Here is a 14,684-nt window from a genome sequence, read left to right as displayed (position 1 = left end):
GTTAACGACCAAAAATATAATGCATATAAAAAATAGGACTCTACGAGTCCTAGGCTTAGGCTATCCATCCCCTCACTAAAGTAAGAGGATTTCCGCCAAATCGTCATTAAAAAATATTTCATCTTATTTAACAAGAAACCATATTTATATAACAACATAAAATACACTAAGTTATTTTATTGAACATATATCGTACTTTATCTATCCGACTATTTGGACGACGGGGCTGGCAAACAGGTTCACCGGTAGTAACATGGTACCCTTTTAACTCTGTTAAACAAACACTACGTCCATTTGTAAAGAAAGTTAAATCACTACGATATTCTTGAATACACCGAGCAGGGATTTCTCCACTAAGAATGACCTCATTATTTTTCAATTGAGTGTCTACGATGTTCGCACAATATTTAGGAGCATCGTTGTATGCTCGTGAAAGATATTCCTGTGGCGCATAAATTTTAAAACTAAGATATGGCTCTAACAATTCTGTTCCAGCTTTTTTTAAGACTTGTTCCAATACAATAGGAGCAAGCATCCGAAAATCTGCTGGGGTACTAACAGGGCTATAGTATAAGCCATACTTAAAACAGATTTTACAGTCCGTCACATTCCAACCATACAATCCTTGTTCACAGCCATATCGTATCCCTTCCATAACTGCATTTTGAAACGATTGATTTAAGTATCCAAGAGAAACCGAGCTCTCATACTGTACTCCGCTCCCTAATGGAAGCGGTGCTACAGAAAGACCAATGGAAGCCCAGAAGGGATTCGGTGGCACTTCGATGTGAATGGTATACTCTGCTTTTTTTAACGGTCTTTCCATATAAATGACTGTAGGCTTTTTTATTTTTACCTCCACATGATACTTTTCTTGCAATAGAGCACAAGTCACTTCCATTTGTACTTTCCCTAAGAAAGAAAGTATAATTTCATGTGTCGTAGAATCCACGTAATATCGTAGAAGCGGATCACTATCTGAGATTTCCAAAAGGGCATCAAGCAACATTTCTCTCTGTTCAGGTTTACTCGGTTCAACAGTTGTTTGTAGTAGAGGGTGCGGATTTTCAATCTTTTTTCTCTGTGGCAATAGTTTTGTATCTCCAAGAACACTATTTAACTTCAAAAACTCATTTTGCAAAATAACAATTTCTCCAGAATAAGCTCTATCAATCTTACATAATTCACCATTTATTGAAGTATACATTTCTGTAACTTTTATTTTTTCTTTTTCTGATTCTGATACTCTAACCGAATCTCGTAAATGTAGTACTCCACTATAAAGGCGTATATATGCAAGACGTTGTCTTTTTTTTGTATATTCAATTTTGAAAACATTTCCGCAAAGTTCAGACGGACCTCGATGTGTTGATGAATAAAATTTATTAGTAATAACTTCTATAAGGTTATCAATCCCTATATTGTTTTTTGCACTTCCGTGATAAACAGGGAACAGAGAACAATTCTGAAATCTTATGCTTTCCTCTTGTTCGAGTTCCAATGCTTCTAATGATTTACCGGACATATATTTCTCTAAAAGGTCATCGTTTCCCTCTATTACCGTATCCCATTGTTCAGATTCGGTAAAGTTCGTCACACATATATTAGGATACAGTTCTACCTTCTGTTTGATTACAATTTCGGCAGAAAGTTTCTCTTTAATATCCTGATAAACCGTTGATAAATCAATTCCATTTTGGTCAATCTTATTGATAAAAAAGATTGTGGGAATCCCCATTTTCCTAAGTGCATGAAATAATATACGAGTTTGTGCTTGTACGCCATCTTTTGCAGAAATCAGTAGAATTGCCCCATCTAAAACTGATAATGAACGATATACTTCTGCTAAGAAATCCATATGTCCTGGCGTGTCTATGATGTTCACCTTCGTATTTTCCCACTGAAAAGAGGTTATTCCTGTCTGAATTGTAATTCCTCTCTGACGTTCTAAAAGCGTATTATCCGTCCTCGTTGTACCTTTGTCCACGCTTCCTAATTCTGTAATCGCTCCACTGTTATATAATAAGCTTTCTGTTAAGGTAGTTTTTCCTGCATCAACATGAGCTAAAACTCCAATATTAATAATTTTCATGTGATTTTCCTCCATTCAAAAACCCAAAAGGACATAAAAATCCCAGTGATAAATACTTTTATCACTGGGATTTTTATGCATAACCATAGGTATACAAAGCATACAGATATTCTCTGGATACTTTAGAATCACATGATAAAGGTATTCTTAAACTGGGTACAAAAAACTAAGCCCTCCTAAAAAAGGACATCCAATTATTTGTTCACACTATCAAATTGACAGTTTATTTAAGAATACCTTGCCGCATATTTATTAACTCCTTTTAACATAGATACTTAAATAATAGCACGTAAGAGCATATTTGTAAAGGAATCTCCAATTTTTTATCAAAGAGAGTACGTGATTACAAAATAGCTGTAATAATGTACCAATATTTGTTATTCTATAATCTTCCAATTACTCCCGTTCTTTTCAAGTACCAAATCAAATTGAGATACCTGCGTTGCTTTGGTCTGCTGGTCGATATACTCCACTGTCAGCGATACCGTGACTTGATTATCCTTACGATTGTGAATAGGATTTACCAGTTCTTGAAAGATGTACTCTTTTCCGATTGGTTTTAATATCCCGTCATTCACATAGCAGGAAAGTTCACTGGCTGTCGCTGTAGGATAGAGCTTGAAGAACGTCGTTAAAAACTCATTGATTTCATTGGTTGTAATGGAATCAACCGTCCCCTCACTTTCAATGGCTTTTGGTTTATAACTTGATTTCTTAGGTATGTTGGTAGTTGAATAACAACAAAAAACATTTCTTTAAATGCTTCGCTCATATTAAGTGTGATAAATTTGTCCGCAAGAATCATATGTCCTGTGCTGCTGATAGGTAGCCACTCAGTAATACCCTCAACAATTCCAAGAAAAATAACTTTTAAAATTTCTATAAAATCAAGTACCATTATTTCAAATCCTCCTTTTTAAAATGATGAAAGGTCATAAGAAAACCAACTGCTGATACAAGAATAATAATAGATACAGACAGCAGTGTAGGATAGCCGGTACTCTGAAGTTTACCCTGCACCAAGAAATAGGTGGCTGTCCACGGATACAACGCTCCCCATTCTTGATTTGAAAGTGCGGCACTTCCCATGACAATCACGGCAGAGCCAATCATCGGGGCGACAAATCCTTTTGTTTTCATAGCAACAAACACAAAAGGAGAAACTGTTAAAAACATCAGGATACTGCCAAACAAAAACTTGGGGAGCCATACTATTGCCACTAGTAAGCTATATCCCTCCAATGTAAAGACAGCGTGATATAGCCCACAAGCGATAAATATACCTGCCCATGTTACAAGGGTGAGCATAACAATCCAAAGAAGCAGGGTGCAAAATTTTCCAATTAATAGTTTTGTCCTTGAAATGGGTATGGGCAATATGGTTTTGAGTGTGCTTTCTGTGTACTCTCTGCTAAACAAGTAAGCTGCAATTGCCACATATATCATAATGTTTACCAGCAGCATGATATACAGTACACTGTCGCTGTATATGTCAGACAAGGTAAAGATAATCTCCGGCTTATCAAAATGTGTTTGCAAGGCTTCTATTAACATCAAAAGTGGGGTAGATAATACCCCTGCCACACTAATTAGCACCATTTTTGAACGCTTTAGTTTTAATAATTCACAAGAAATAAGATTAAGCAATACCGCCACCTCCAATCAGTTTAGAAAAGTAGTCCTCTAAGTTTTCCTCACTATCATTTATCCTTGTCACGAGCAGTCCATTTCGTGCAAATTCTCGATTGATTTCTCCAACACTTTGGCTAAAGTCATAAATTCTCACCGTACCGTCCTGCACTGTAAAATCCGTCATGTGGTAGTGGTTTTCTAAAATCTTTCCGGCTATCTCACTGTCAGATAAATCAAATTGAATGTATTTTCGATTCCTTTTGTGAAGCTCGGATATATTCACTTCCTCTACTAAATGCCCCTCGTGCATAACGCCGATAATATCTGCTATCTGTTCAATCTCGCTTAAAACATGGCTTGAGATAAAAATGGTAATGCCATGATTGTGACTAAGTTCAGATAAAAATGAGCGTATTTCAACTATTCCAATGGGGTCAAGTCCGTTAATCGGTTCGTCAAGTATTAAAAGCTCCGGCTCGTGCATAATGGCGGCGGCAATACCAAGCCGTTGCTTCATTCCGAGGGAATAATCGGAAAAGACTTTTCTTTTCTCCTTATGTAGCCCCATAACTTCAAGAGCTTTTTCTACTCCACTTTTAGATACTCCCCCTCGCAGTTTAGCGAGAATTTGCAAATTCTCATACCCTGTTAAATTACTGTAAAATCCCGGTGTTTCGATAATAGAGCCTACTTTGCTATAAAGGGTATGGATATTTTCCTTATAGTTTGTGCCAAACAAGCGTACCGTTCCCTCCGTTGGGAAAGCAAGCTGCAACATCATTTTCATTGTTGTGGTTTTGCCTGCTCCGTTTCTGCCGAGCAAACCATAAATTTTGCCCTTTGGCACATGAAGATTTACCTTATCGACAACGGTGGCTGTTCCGTATCGCTTCGTAAGATTTTCTGTTTCAATGATATAATCCATATTTGATTTTCCTTTCCGTGGGTTGCTGTTCTTGTTTTCGCTGACCACAATCTTATTATCCACGAGTATTGCATAGAAGCTAAGAAATCTACCGTCACAATGCCGACACAATAGATGTCAGCACGAAAAAAGCTCCGACACTTATCGTGTCAGAGCCTATTTTAAAGGGTTTATGGCATTTTACTTTGTTTGGGTTTGCTTTATCCAGACAAATATTTTAGCAACAAATAGCAGAAACATAAGGGCGGTTACATAGGGTTGTCTTGTCGCAGCGAAGAAGCAGATAAAAAGCGTACTCAGCACGAGAGAGCATTTTGTGATTATGTTGCTCCATGATTCCTTTTCAAAACAAACACACATCAGTTTCGCTATCCCAAGTGCAATCAAAACAATAAAAATAATCCAATAGATTGCAAGATATATTGGGGTAGTGTCTGTAAATGAAAGTAGATTGACAGAATAAATATATCCGTCAACAAGGTTACCATACAACGGCAAAAGTATAAAAGTAACCGCCATCATATCTAATATTCCATAAATGAAACTGTAAATTTTTTTCAAGTTGGAACGATTTTCAGTTTCGGCAAGTGTAATCAGTTCTTCGCCCGATAGCAGTTCATCTATGGTCACAGAAAAGAATTTAGAAATACACTTGAGCGACTCAATGTTAGGGTAACCCTTGCCGCTTTCCCATTTTGAAATGGCTGTTCTTGATACATATAATTGCTCCGCAAGTTGTTCCTGCGTTAAGTTCTTTCCAGTCCTAAGCTGTTGTAGCTTTTCATTAAATTCCATGATTCTCCTCCTGTTTGTTCCTTGTTTTCATACGTCCATCAACGGGTTTTTCTGCATCTTTTGGTATCATCCATGCACGACCAAATTTTTCAGTTCCGTCAATGCGATTTTCCTCACATAATTTTTGTATCCGTCTTTCCGATATGCCCCATTTTTCAGAAGCGGCTTTCACAGAAATGTAATCCATAATATCAACTTTCTTTCGCAAAGAGTATCTAATTATTATATACGGAATGACGAATAATAGAAAGTTTCTCTCCACTAATACGAAATTATACACTACTAAACATAAAATCATACTTCGTTCAAATATCATCACCCGAAATGTACAATGATATAGGGTGATATTAAAAAAAATCAAGTCATCTGCATTACGTTGGTGTCTCAATGCTCGGGCTACACTTCTGTTGGAAGTTCCGCTTTCCTGCGCTTGAGCCACCTCCTCCATTTGATGACTTGATTTTTTTGTGTGTCGCAATTACTGATATATTCTCCCTCCTTTCTGACGTTGTTCAAAAACTGTCAACAGATTGAATACACCCAATATAGTGATATAATAATATTTGTAATGTATTCAGAAAATTATAGTCAAAAAAGAAATGGAGAATATTTATGATTTTTGGTTATGCTCGAGTTTCAACTCCCCAACAAAGCCTCGATGAACAAATCGAAAAATTGAGGCGTGCAGGTGCTGAGAAAATCTACTATGAAAAATTTACTGGTCGAACTAATAAACGACCTGAATTTCAAAAATTAAAGAAACGACTGTTACCAGGAGATGAATTAATTGTAACTAGGTTAGATCGTCTCGGACGCAAAACAAGCGAAACAACTAAATTCCTGGATGAATGTTTCAAACGTGATATAACAGTCAATGTTCTTAATATGGGACGTTTAGACGATTCTGCCGGTGGCAAATTGATGCGCAATGTAGTCCTAGCCTTCGCAGAATTTGAGCGTGATATGATTGTTACGAGAACCCAGGAAGGCAAGAAATACGCTAAATTGCATAATAAAAATTATCGTGAAGGACGTCCTAAACGGGTTATAACACCGAAATATAGAATGATATATGAGTATAAGACTTCTGGCCACTCATATACAGAAACTGCTAAGGCATTTGAAATTTCAAAATCCACTATTCAAAGGATAGTAAAGCAAGTGGAAAGTGAAGAACAGTAAAAGGAGTGATAGAATGACAAAACTTGATAAATTAATGGAAGATAATCAATTAACAGCAAGCCCCCTATTTTCAAATCAAGGAATCATGCCTGAATTGATAGATAGAGCCATGAAAGATAGTAATTTGAGTTATACATCTAAGGGGATATTGCTTGATTTAGTTAGATTTAATCAATCTGGAGCTACTAGCAACAAATTTGATCCAGATATACTCTATGCTATTAACAACAGCAAACTTGATGATAAGGAGCTTATAAAAAATGCCCTATCGGAATTGGAGAAGGGCGGCTACTTAACTCCCCTATCTAGTAAGTAACAATGTTATATCACAAAATAACACAGTTACAATATGTTATATAATGTATTATGCTTAATATCAGCAATTTATACATTAAAACATTTCACATCTTATTACATTTGATATAACTCGGTATAACGATAAAACAAGTTGAAATATTATGCTTATATATTTCATTCGTTATATAATGAAAATAACTCGTTATAATAATGTTATATGTATGCATTGATATATAGGTAATATAAATCTAACAGGGGTAATATTATGGAATATACTAGAAAGAAAATTGCAGAAGAAGCACAAGTTTCACCACAAAAGGTTTTTAGATACATAAAAGCTCATAATGTTGAGCCAACAAAAAGAGTAGGTCGCACTGATTATTTCTCAGAAGATGATGCTCATGAAATGCTGACGTTTTTTGCAGAAGAAAAGAAAGAGAGAGAAGTTAATCAAACTTCATCCGACGACTCTATCAGTAAAGATGAGTATATAACGACATTAAAGGCCCAAGTACAAGATTTACAAAAAAGACTTGATTCAAAAGAAGATGAGGTCTCCGAGTTACATAGGCTGCTGTCACAAGAGCAGCAATTAGCTAGAACGGAACAATCTAAGCGTTTAGAGCTTGAAGCAACTAACACAAAGCTCATAGAAGCGAATACAGACGTTCTAAATGAGAAAGATACAAAGATACAGGAACTAGAGAAAAAACTCTTAGAAGAGAAAAATAAGGGCTTCTGGTCGAGATTATTTGGAAGGTAAATATATGGCAATAAGTAAAATTGATTTTGATAAGTTAAAAAAAGGCTTTGAATTGTACGATAATTATTTCAAGAACTATGAGTATACTTATTTGTATAGAGTAGGAAATGAAGATAAAACATTGGTTGTCAGGTTTAGTAAAGCTAATTTCCAACATCTAACAGGACTTTCGTATTACAGGGGTCCTAAGAAATTTTATGAAGATCTAGCAGACAATAGAATTGATATAAATAATTTAAATTACGATAAAAATGGATTTTCAAGGTTAAAGTTATCTGTCATTGAAAATCTAGAGATGCTTATAGGTGATATGGCCAGAGTATCAGAATCTGGTAAATTTAGACATCTGAGTTATGATAGTCTAATTAGGTCTAACAAGGCTATTTTAGCTATTGCTTGTAAGGGTCTTAAATCATTTAGTATTCCAATATCGTTACTGGCTTTGAGACAGGAGAAAATACATATTACAGCTTATAACGTTTTAGAAATTAAACGACAAAACTTAATTACAAAGAAAATTGAAAAATTAAAATAAAAAAAGCGCTGGTATGTCTTACCAACGCTTTTTAGTTACGCTCACAAGTTTTTCCGTTGCTTGCCAACCGGATAATCTAAGATGATTATCATAAAATCACAGGTTTTTCCGTTGCCTGCCAACCGGGTAGCACTTATGTCTACCAATTTCGTAACTTTCTACACTTATATAATAACATTTTATTGTTATTTTGTATATTTTTATGACTAAAGCATTCTCTAAAATTAACATCATTTATTTTGCCGATTATACATAAATCGTATGATAGTATACACTCCAACCATACAGACTGTTGCAATGATAATATCTATTATAACTTCAACGATTGTATCTGACGGTAAGTACCACATTAAAAAGGCATCACAAATAATATATCCAACTAAATAATAAATATCTTCTAAACTCATAATAATCACGTGCTTTCAAAGTATATTTCGAGTAAATTATATCGTGTCAACCAATATTATAATAGTCCTTTTTCTAAAGAAACTAGTAAATAAAAAGTCTAAATAAATATTGTACCTGCATTTATTGAAAGTACTGATATTACAATATATTGATTTATTAAACAACGAGTTAAAACTGTATTTAATAACGAGTTTATTTGAAATAGCTAGCTGAAACTATATTTAATGGCTAGTAGTGCATCTGAGTACTAGCCATTATGTATGTAAATATTGTCTGTATTTTTGTCTATTCTTTATCTTTTTCTTTTATATCTTTTTATCTTTTTCTTTTAGGCGAAAAAAAAGCTTATTAAATCAAGGTTTTTAGGACTGAACTACAGACAACTTTTGCAGTTACTACAGACAACTTTTGCAGTTACTACAGACAACTTTTGCAGTTACTACAGACAACTTTTGCAGTTACTACAGACAACTTTTGCAAACTACAGACAAATTAGTTATATATGTCTGTAGTATTGTGTGGTATTATATTGAATGTAAGATAAATTAGCGTATATAACAATAATACATAAACTACAGACAACTTTTGCAAACTACAGACAAATTATTTTAGTTGTCTATTTTAAGAATAAATAAGACTTAATTGCAGACAAAAATTGTCGTTTTTAATAAAAAGGATGGAAACATAGATGGACTTACAAAATAAAAAAGTCGTCCAAAGTAATACTTTAATTAAGGCTATTGCTAAAATGGATGCACTACCTTTAAAACTGTTTGAACTGGCAGTAGCTAATGTAGACACAAAAGAAAAAGATCCAGAAGTCGAGCTTGAAAAAGACTTGATTAGGACATTTTTGCCGAGAACTAATGCTTTACGACACGATTATCTACAGACAATTATGACAAACTTAATGGATAAAAGTACATTTACAGTAAAGTACACTAAAGAGAACGGAAAGAAAAAGACAGAAATCTTTGCACCATTTTCAAAAATTGAGTTCAGTGAAGATGAATCAACGGTTAAATTATCATTTTCTAATAAAATAATGCCGTATATAACGGAGTTGAAGAAGAACTTTACACAGTACAGAATTGAAGATTTAAGGCACTTTACGTCATCTAATACAATCACTATATACAAGGTATTGATGATGTACTATAACCAATATACTAACTATATAGCTAATGGGAAAAGAACTAAAGAAGAGCTAGAGAGTTTTTTAAATCCAGTTATTGACGTTTCTGAGTTAAAAGCACTGACAGTACAAGGTAAAAAGAGCTATGATCGTTTCTCAGACTTAAAAAAGCGAGTAATTGAACCAGCAATAAAAGAAATTAACGAGCATACTGAATTTAACATTACATACGATACTATTAGGGTCGGCAGAAAGATAGCAAAGATTCAGTTCCATATATCCAATAATTCAACAGAAAAGCTAATAGGGGAACTTACAGCTGAGAAGAAATTATCGCTATCAGACGTCCAAAATTCGCCATATACAGCGTTATTACTTGGAGCAATGATAGTAAATTTCGCAGATGCAAATAATGAATCGCTGATGATGAGCTTAGGGGAAAATGTATATCCTAAGTATGATGTATTCGTAAATAAACACTCATTAGATGACCTACAAAAACATTTGAAGTACGTTAAGGATCATATGAACTCCAAGCCAAATGAACTAGATAAGTATCTAATAAAGGCTCTAGACGACTTTGAAAAGAATAAGGGTAAATATGCCAAAAGAGATAAGAGTAAGCTCAAACAGAAAGAAAAATTACCTGATTGGGCTAAGGATGATACTGCTCAAAAAAATATCCTGACAGAGAAAGGAATACAAAGAAGTAAAGAGATAGATGAACTACTTGAGAAGATTAATAAAGATACTAGTGACTAAAAACTACCTTTGCCATTAAAAATATGTGATAATACTCCTATCAAATTAAAGATAGGGGTATTTTTATGAAATCAATATTTGAACTAACAGTTATATTTCTAGATAGAACTGACTATTCATTACTCCCATAAAAACACCTCAAATTTTAATACGTAGTTTTTTATATAGTCTATAATAACATAAAATATATAAAAAGGTATATAATAGATAACAATATATAGTTAACGTACTTTTTTATATTTTAAAGTGCTATAAACGTTGATATAAAGGTATTTCTTTCCTCCCTAATGTAATAGAATGTATACATATAAATGTATCTTTTTAAGGCGCATGCAAATAAAAAAATAAAATAAAATAAAAAAACTTATAAAGCTCATCAACTTAATTACTAAAATAATTTCTCTATTTTTTAACTAGACTAAACTTGCAGTTCTAGCAAATTGTGGTTCAGCAAGACATTGGGTCGCTCTGCTTATGCTAAAACTCAAGATAATCTACAACCATGCTATTTAAAGCAAAAAAAACAGCGACTCTCAAAGAGAACCGCTGAAATGACTATCTTCCGTTGGTAACCAACTATCAGAACTTAATCATTAAGCCAACTAACCAAGCGTTCAATAGCCTTTTTAATTGCAATTTTACCAGTTCTAATAACTGCGAGAGCTACTAGCTTAGCAAAACGTTTTACGTGCTTGTTAGGCACGATAATGAGTATAATAACGAACTTCACGGAGGATTCCTCCTTTCGTGTCGCTAAGGTTAGTCAAACCTTGCTGAACACAAATAGCATTATAACAAAAAAAATGTTATAATAAGTGTGTAATGAGTATAAATAGCGCTGAACACAGAAGACTAGAATTAGTCACTCTAGTTATTGAACATCGGTGTTAGCTTGGGCGGTTTGGATACCGCCTTTTTTCGTGCTGTCAGACGCATTCTAAGCATGACTTCAAGTCCAAATAAGGCAGTAACTCATTAAATTAGTAAAGATCACGCCTTAGAAACCTTGATTTAATAGCTTTTCTAGCTGATTTATGGTACAATTAAACTTGTAGTAATTAATGATCTACTCTGAAATTACTACATCATAACCACGTAAAAAAGATAGAGTCGATTAATTTAATCGGCTCTATTTGCTATCTAAAATCAATTTTAAGGCATTTTAAATCATTCTGAGTGTAATTTATTCAAAGGCTGTAAAACGTCAAATAACCCCCTTAATTTTGGTTTAAAGTTATATACAGAAAAAAGATAAAAAAGCCATAGGTACCTTTGTACGGTTTTTTATTTATATTAATTTTATATTTTTTAAAATACTATAAATTATTCTTAATCATTATTATTATTATTTAGATAAGCTTTAGAGATAATTTTAGTTACATTTTCCCCATTAACATTCCATCTTTGAGCATAATTTTTGAAAAATTGTAATTCATCACGTAATGATTTATTTTCTTCTTCTAAGGTTTTTATTTTTGCCGAACTAATATTATTTTTGATTTTCGATTTTTAAATTTAATTTTGAGCCAAAAAAATTTCTTAAATTCAATTTTTCTTTTTCAAAAAAATTAAACAAAGAAAAAAATCTTCAACCCCACTTAACGAATTTTGAGAATAAAATTTTTGCATCTTCTAAACTGGAGTACAGAGTTAAAGAGCATAAGAGAAAATGGTCCCACAGGTGCGTGGGAGCCGATAGTATCGGCGTTTTCTTAGGGACTTAATTTTCTCGTGTGTAACACACTATACTAACTAATACAACACAGTTGTAACACAACTTGTAGCACACTTATATCACGTGCCACATTTGTATCACTTTTCAAAAACTAAAATTTATTTTTTGTGGGACAAACGTCTTACAATTATTTTTCTTCCAGTTTCCTTTTTTCTTACGAAAAAAACTGGAAGAAAAATTTTCTCTGCTATATAAATATTATAAAAATAAAAAAAGAGCTTAAAAAACTAAGCTCCTCAAAAAACATTAAAAAAATTTGGTCGTCACAAATATGATGGCTATTTTTTATAGCATTTTAAAATTGTTTAACAAATGTTTTACGTAAAATAAGCGTAAAACAAAGTGTAAATTAGTTGTAAAACAAGTGTTAAATAGCTGTGTAACAAGCGAGAAAATTTGGTCATTGAGAGAATGCCGACACTGTCGGCTCATCCGCCTACGGATGACCATTCTCACTTATGCTCTTTAGCTTAGTTGTACAGAATGCAGAGCTTCGTTTTACAACTTAGCTAAATGATTTTGTAGTTTTGCTTCTTTCGTTTCGTTTTTCAAAAAATAAAAAAGAGCTTATTTTCAAGCTCTTAAAAATTATTCTATCCAGTTCACATAATTTTTTACTTCGTTATTCCAGAGAAAAATAATTTTTTCTGTTTCAGCAGCAGAAGTATTTTCTCCTTGAACTACCTGTGATTAAAATTACAGGTAGTTCAAGATAGGAAAGATGAAATCAATCAATTATTATCAGAACTAGAGCAAATGAAAAAAGAGAAAAAAATAAGCTTTACAGATTATAGCGATATAAGGTTTAGACTAAATCAAATTAATGGCGAATTAAAGGATCAAGGAAAATAAAAAAGGCTATAAACGTTGATTACATAGCGTTTATAGCCTTTTAATCTAATGTTTTTTCTTTTCATAGTAGTATAATAAAGGAATTTCTACCAATTCTATTATTACTGCAAGAGCAAAAATCCAAGTGTGTCCTGATTGGAGATAGTAATTAACAGAAAGTGCAACAACTACCAAAAAACCAAAAAAAGTTTTAATCCAAAAGTATTTCATAGAGTTATCTTCTCTTTAGTTTATAACGTAATAGGACACAGTATTCAAAGACATGGAAGCACCTGATTTATAAACGATTTTTACTCTTTTACCTTGATAATATGCTTGAGTTATAGCATTTTTAAAGTTAGGATTTTGGAATCCACCTAAACCAATAACGGTACCTAAAATAGGATTTTTCGCACCGATAATACCTCCAAGTATAGAACTAGCAAGATTAACATTATTGATATTATTAAAAATCTGACGGACATCACTTTTTGACAGGATTTGAGAGGATGTATATGCAACTGAACGTTCAGTTCTTGGTAAGATATCTACGCCAACTAAAGTTTCAGTAGATGAGATATCCATACTAGAAGCAATAGTTATTGCTTGATTGTAAGTATATCCATTATCTAAAAGCGTATTAACTACTACTTCTTTATTAGTTGAATAGGTATCAGCTTTTACCGAAGTAGTGGCAAAAGATACACAAATAAACGCTAAAAATGCAACAACAAAACTAACGAATTTTGTACTTACTTTCATTTTCTTACTCCTTTCTAAAGCGACTATTAAATGTTATATTGTAACCGCTTGTATTATAACAAAAGAAACCATTCTTATAAAATAAAAGCTATTAAATCAAGGTTTCTAAGGCGTGTTTACAACGGTTTTAATGGTTTATTATCCAGATTCAACTTGAACGCTTGCTTAGAATGCGTCTGACAAACAAAAAAGAGCGGTTTTTATCCCGCTCCCAATTAACGACGTCGTACTACTTCTGAGTTGGTTAGACTCTTTGTACAATGTGTAATTATTTTCCTAAGACTAATTATAACACAATAACTGGTATGTTAGAATTATTTATGTGCAATGCTAAGGCTGGTAACCTTAAGACGCACAGAGAGGAGGTATCCTCTTTTGAAAATCTTTGTAGTTATTTTCCTCGTGCCTAATAAGCACGTTAAAAAGTTAATTAAAAAGGCTATTAAATGTCTGCTTAATTGGTTAGAAGATTAATTTCTGAAAGCTAGTTACCGGCAGGAGATGGTTATTTCAGCGGTTCTCTTTTGAGAGTCGCTGTTTTTTTTATGCTTTAAATTGCATGGTTGTAGATTAACTAGAGTTCTAGCAAAAGCGTAGCGACCCAATATCTTGCTGAACCACAATTTGCTAGAACTGCAATTTTAATCTAGTTAAAAAATAGAGAAATTATTTTAGTAATTAAGTTGATGAGCTTTATAAGTTTTTTTTATTTTTTTTATTTGCGCACGCCGTCAACTCACCCCAGTCTAAAGACATGGGGCTTGTGAGTGTTCAAGCCTTTCGGCTCTACTAACACACTCTTCCGTGGGTAAAATACAGCATAAATATCC

13 protein-coding genes and 3 pseudogenes are annotated in these 14,684 nt (G+C 33.3%); 5 read left to right on the top strand and 11 right to left on the bottom strand.

Going from position 1 to position 14,684, the window contains the following annotated elements; translation table 11 throughout:
* Positions 1-166: 166 nt before the first annotated feature.
* The 8 genes and pseudogenes from tet(M) to NOU10_RS09515 form a co-directional block, all read right to left on the bottom strand.
* Positions 167-2,092 (bottom strand): tetracycline resistance ribosomal protection protein Tet(M), encoded by a 1,926-nt coding sequence (gene tet(M) / locus NOU10_RS09015; protein WP_255906638.1) that lies wholly within the window; start codon positions 2,090-2,092, stop codon positions 167-169.
* A 15-nt stretch (positions 2,093-2,107) separates the two neighbouring features.
* A pseudogene (locus tag NOU10_RS09520) lies at positions 2,108-2,155 on the bottom strand (hypothetical protein); the annotation flags it as partial.
* 314 nt (positions 2,156-2,469) lie between these two features.
* Positions 2,470-2,820, bottom strand: a pseudogene (locus tag NOU10_RS09005) (conjugal transfer protein); the annotation flags it as partial.
* A pseudogene (locus tag NOU10_RS09000) lies at positions 2,808-2,990 on the bottom strand (undecaprenyl-diphosphate phosphatase); the annotation flags it as partial. The pseudogenes NOU10_RS09005 and NOU10_RS09000, both read right to left, overlap by 13 nt.
* Complete coding sequence (locus NOU10_RS08995) at positions 2,990-3,739, bottom strand: ABC transporter permease (RefSeq protein WP_000933358.1); 750 nt, start codon at positions 3,737-3,739, stop codon at positions 2,990-2,992. The gene NOU10_RS08995 and the pseudogene NOU10_RS09000, both read right to left, overlap by 1 nt.
* Positions 3,732-4,649: a bacitracin ABC transporter ATP-binding protein BcrA gene (bcrA, locus tag NOU10_RS08990; protein ID WP_081538464.1), complete on the bottom strand. Its 918-nt coding sequence runs from the start codon at positions 4,647-4,649 to the stop codon at positions 3,732-3,734. Before bcrA ends, NOU10_RS08995 begins: the two co-directional genes overlap by 8 nt.
* 180 nt (positions 4,650-4,829) lie before the next feature.
* Positions 4,830-5,444 (bottom strand): bacitracin resistance transcriptional activator BcrR, encoded by a 615-nt coding sequence (bcrR, locus tag NOU10_RS08985; protein ID WP_081538463.1) that lies wholly within the window; start codon positions 5,442-5,444, stop codon positions 4,830-4,832.
* Positions 5,434-5,631 (bottom strand): helix-turn-helix domain-containing protein, encoded by a 198-nt coding sequence (locus NOU10_RS09515; protein ID WP_000384569.1) that lies wholly within the window; start codon positions 5,629-5,631, stop codon positions 5,434-5,436. Before NOU10_RS09515 ends, bcrR begins: the two co-directional genes overlap by 11 nt.
* A 425-nt stretch (positions 5,632-6,056) precedes the next feature.
* Here NOU10_RS09515 and NOU10_RS08975 point away from each other — a divergent pair, with 425 nt between their 5' ends.
* The 5 genes from NOU10_RS08975 (at position 6,057) to NOU10_RS08955 (ending at position 10,526) form a co-directional block, all read left to right on the top strand.
* Entirely contained in the window at positions 6,057-6,626 is a 570-nt protein-coding gene (locus NOU10_RS08975) for a recombinase family protein (protein ID WP_003711238.1), read from the top strand.
* 13 nt (positions 6,627-6,639) lie between these two features.
* Positions 6,640-6,942: a hypothetical protein gene (locus tag NOU10_RS08970; protein WP_003711239.1), complete on the top strand. Its 303-nt coding sequence runs from the start codon at positions 6,640-6,642 to the stop codon at positions 6,940-6,942.
* A 246-nt stretch (positions 6,943-7,188) separates the two neighbouring features.
* On the top strand, positions 7,189-7,686 hold the full coding sequence (locus NOU10_RS08965; protein ID WP_003711240.1) for a hypothetical protein: 498 nt from the start codon (positions 7,189-7,191) through the stop codon (positions 7,684-7,686).
* A 4-nt stretch (positions 7,687-7,690) separates the two neighbouring features.
* Positions 7,691-8,221, top strand: coding sequence for a PBECR4 domain-containing protein (locus tag NOU10_RS08960; RefSeq protein WP_003711241.1), 531 nt, complete (start codon positions 7,691-7,693; stop codon positions 8,219-8,221).
* Positions 8,222-9,317: 1,096 nt separating this feature from the next.
* Positions 9,318-10,526 (top strand): RepB family plasmid replication initiator protein, encoded by a 1,209-nt coding sequence (locus tag NOU10_RS08955; RefSeq protein ID WP_003711243.1) that lies wholly within the window; start codon positions 9,318-9,320, stop codon positions 10,524-10,526.
* 586 nt (positions 10,527-11,112) lie between these two features.
* Here the strand turns inward: NOU10_RS08955 and NOU10_RS08950 are convergent.
* The 3 genes from NOU10_RS08950 to NOU10_RS08940 form a co-directional block, all read right to left on the bottom strand.
* Positions 11,113-11,256, bottom strand: coding sequence for a hypothetical protein (locus tag NOU10_RS08950; RefSeq protein WP_157664651.1), 144 nt, complete (start codon positions 11,254-11,256; stop codon positions 11,113-11,115).
* A gap of 1,902 nt (positions 11,257-13,158) precedes the next feature.
* Positions 13,159-13,323: a hypothetical protein gene (locus tag NOU10_RS08945; RefSeq protein ID WP_155762323.1), complete on the bottom strand. Its 165-nt coding sequence runs from the start codon at positions 13,321-13,323 to the stop codon at positions 13,159-13,161.
* Between the two features lie 15 nt (positions 13,324-13,338).
* Positions 13,339-13,854 (bottom strand): hypothetical protein, encoded by a 516-nt coding sequence (locus NOU10_RS08940; protein ID WP_003710985.1) that lies wholly within the window; start codon positions 13,852-13,854, stop codon positions 13,339-13,341.
* Positions 13,855-14,684 lie beyond the last annotated feature (830 nt).

Origin of the sequence: Ligilactobacillus sp. MP3 (assembly GCF_024436335.1) — a bacterium.
GTDB lineage: Bacteria > Bacillota > Bacilli > Lactobacillales > Lactobacillaceae > Ligilactobacillus > Ligilactobacillus salivarius.
The sequence above is the reverse complement of the archived record's forward strand: the minus strand, read 5'-3'. Positions and strand labels throughout refer to the sequence as shown.